Genomic DNA, 3167 nt, shown 5'->3' with positions numbered 1-3167 from the left:
CCCGCGCGGACGTAGGAGGGAACCCATGTCACACGACATCCCCGCGCCGATGCTCGCGAAGGCGGTGCCCGCGATCCCCGATCGCGCGGGCCTGAGCTTCGAACCGAAATGGGACGGCTTCCGCGTCATCGCGTCATGGGACGGCGAGTCGGTCGAACTCGGCTCGCGCGGCGCCAAGCCTCTGACGCGGTACTTTCCCGAACTCGTCGAGGCGCTCGCGCGGCTGTTGCCCGAACCGTGCGTGCTCGATGGCGAGATCGTCGTCGCCGTGGGACCCGATGGCTCTCAGCGCCTCGATTGGGAAGCCCTGTCGCAGCGCATCCATCCCGCCGACTCGCGCGTGCAGAGGCTTGCCGCCGAGACTCCGGCGATGTTAATCGCATTCGATCTGCTGGACGTCGGGGGTGATTCGCTCCTCGACACGCCCTTCGCCGAGCGTCGCGCGCGGCTCGAGACGTTGCTGGGCGGGGTGCCGCATCCGATCCACCTGACGCGGACGACGACGGATGCCTCGCTCGCGCGCCGCTGGCTCGACGAGTTCGAGGGCGCGGGTCTGGACGGCGTGGTCGCCAAGCCGCTCGATCAGCCGTACGCGCCGGGAAAACGCACGATGCTGAAGATCAAGCACGCGCGGACCGCGGATGTCGTGGCCCTCGGGTACCGCATCCACAAGAGCGGGCAGGGTGTCGGGTCGCTGCTGGTCGGGCTCTACGATTCGTCCGGTGCGCTGCGCGGCGTCGGCGGGGTCGCCGCGTGGAGCGACAAACGGCGGCTCGAGCTGGTCGATGAACTCGCCCCGCTGGTGGAGCGCGACGATGCCGGGGATGCGGTCACCGGAGAGACCGACCGGTCACGCTTCTCGGCATCGAAGGATGTCTCGTTCGTGCGCCTGCGACCCGAGCGCGTGCTCGAGGTGCGGTACGACCAGCTCGAGGGCATGCGTTTTCGGCACACCGTGCAGTTCGAGCGCTGGCGTCCCGACCGGGATCCGGCATCCTGTCGCTTCGATCAGCTCGAGCAGGTCTCGGCCTACGACCTCGGGCGCGTGCTCGACTGACGCTCCGTGCGTTGAGCGAGGAGCGGCAGCGACGAGATGAAACGCGGCGCTCAGGCGTCGGGCTTGCGGGCGCGGCTCGGCTGCACCCGCGGTGGCTCGCCCGGCATCTTCGGAAACTCGGGCGGGAACGGCAGTTCGCCGAGTCCCGCATCCTGGTCCCGCTGCCACCACTCCAGCAGCACGTCGATGCGGCCGCGACGATCGAGCAGACCCGCCCACGGGTCCCCGGTAACGGAGAGCCGCTCGGGAATCGAGCGGACGGTGAAGGATGCCGGGTCCACCTCATCCAGTTCGTCCCAGGTCACGGGCGTTGAGACGGTCGCGGTCGCGAGCGCGCGCGGGCTGTATGCGCCGGCCATCGTGCGATCGCGGTTGGCCTGATTGAAATCGACGAAGATGCGCTCGCCGCGCTCTTCCTTCCACCAGTTGGTCGTGACGAGGTCGGGCATCCGGCGCTCCAGCTCGCGCGCGGCGGCGATCACGGCGTGGCGCACGTCGAGGAACTCGTGGGTGGGTTCGATCGGGCAGAAGACGTGCAGGCCGCGGTTGCCGCTCGTCTTGATCCACGGTTCCAGCCCGGCCTCGCGCAACACCTCGCGCAGGCCGTGGGCCGCGACGACCGCATCGGCGAAGTCGGTTCCGGGCTGCGGGTCGAGGTCGATGCGCAGTTCGACGGGGTTGTCGGTGTCGCCCGCGAGCGACGCCCACGGGTGAAACACGACAGTGTTCATCTGCACGGCCCAGAGCACGGCGGCCGTCTCGGTGAGGACGAGCTGCGGATGCCTGCGGCCACTGTTGTACGTCACGGTGACGGACTCGACGTAGGCGGGCGCCCCCTTCGGCGGGTTCTTCGAGAAGAAGCTCTCGCCCGCGACAGAGTCGGGGTAACGCTCGAGCGAAACCGGCCGATCGCCGTTCGCCGTGAGGAACGGCACGGACACCGCGATCATGTACTCGGCGAGCTCGTGCTTCGTGATGCCGACCTCGGGCCACAGCATGCGATTCGGGCTCGAGAGCCCGACCTCGCGGTCGCCCTCCGGTCCGGGAACGGTGAGGGTGATGCGCTCGCTGGCCATGGTTTGACCCTAGGGCGGTGCCGCGGCATCCGTCACCCCCTTGCGTCGGATCGACGGATGCCGCACCCTCACACCCCATAGACGCGGGACCGGAAGGTGCGGGTCCGAGAGGGCGGCTACGCGGACGGCGCCTCGGGAGCATCGGCGGACTGCGCAGACGGGGCATCGGGCTTCGGGGGCGCCGGCAACGCGATCACCGGCGCGAGGGCGTCACGATCCAGGATGATCCAGGGCCCCGCCGCGTCCACGATCACGCCCGCGACGGACGGATGGTCACGCAGCGACGCACCGAGTTGTTCGGGCAGGAACGGCATGGGACGATCGCCCCGGCCGCGCGCGATCACCTCGAGCGGGTGCGAATAGACCTCGATCAGGCGGCGGCCATCGGACGTCCTCGACTCGGCGATGCCGAAGCGCGGCGCCTCGCCCTCGACCGCGGGGCCCGTCTCGTTCACGGCGACGAACAACGGCGCCTCGGTAAGCGCAGTCGCAACCGTCGCCGCGGTCTCGGCGGTGCGGGGCGCCGCGAGCGCGGTCTTGATCCGCAAATCGGGGTCGGCCTGATTGACCGCGGCCTCGATGACGGCGCGGGGCATCACGGCGCGCGCGGGGCCCGACGATCCGTCGACGATCAGACCCGCGTACGTGCCGGCGACAACGTGCTTGAGGATCGTGAGCGCCGGCTGACCGACCGCCGAGGTCCCCGAATCGCCGTCGGCCGACAGCGCAGCCTGCAACGCCGTCCCCGTGCTGTAGACGAGCACGTAGGCGTCGTCGCCGCGGCGGGCGACAGCGAGCGGAAGTTCGCGGCCCTCGGCGAGCATCGCTCGGGCATCACCCTTGATCCGCAGGAACAAGTGGTTCTGGAGCAGCTGACGCATCACGTCGAGCAATTGCTCGGGCTTGGCGGGCGAATCGAGCTTGCCGAGCGCCTGGGCGAGCAGCACGTTGTCGCGCAGACCCGGCACCGTCTCGGTCTGCGGCGGGGCCTCAGCGGGCCCGGCTGGACTACCCGCTCGTAGGTTCGGGACGGA

At 70.0% G+C, this 3167-nt stretch carries 3 protein-coding genes; 1 reads left to right on the top strand and 2 read right to left on the bottom strand.

The genetic code is table 11. From position 1 onward, the window contains the following. The first annotated feature begins 25 nt into the window (after window positions 1-25). Window positions 26-1057 (top strand): ATP-dependent DNA ligase, encoded by a 1032-nt coding sequence (locus tag MIC448_RS12845; protein WP_036300407.1) that lies wholly within the window; start codon window positions 26-28, stop codon window positions 1055-1057. A 50-nt stretch (window positions 1058-1107) separates the two neighbouring features. Here the strand turns inward: MIC448_RS12845 and ligD are convergent, their stop codons facing one another. Next, a complete protein-coding gene (ligD, locus tag MIC448_RS12840; RefSeq protein WP_036300404.1) occupies window positions 1108-2133 on the bottom strand; it encodes a non-homologous end-joining DNA ligase in 1026 nt (341 codons plus the stop codon). Window positions 2134-2249: 116 nt separating this feature from the next. Further along, a partial coding sequence (locus MIC448_RS12835) for an SseB family protein (protein WP_207875941.1) occupies window positions 2250-3167 on the bottom strand: 918 nt, incomplete at its 5' end.

This window comes from Microbacterium sp. C448 (assembly GCF_000582705.2).
GTDB classification, from domain to species: domain Bacteria; phylum Actinomycetota; class Actinomycetes; order Actinomycetales; family Microbacteriaceae; genus Microbacterium; species Microbacterium lacus_A.
This window is presented reverse-complemented; position numbering and strand designations above follow the sequence as displayed.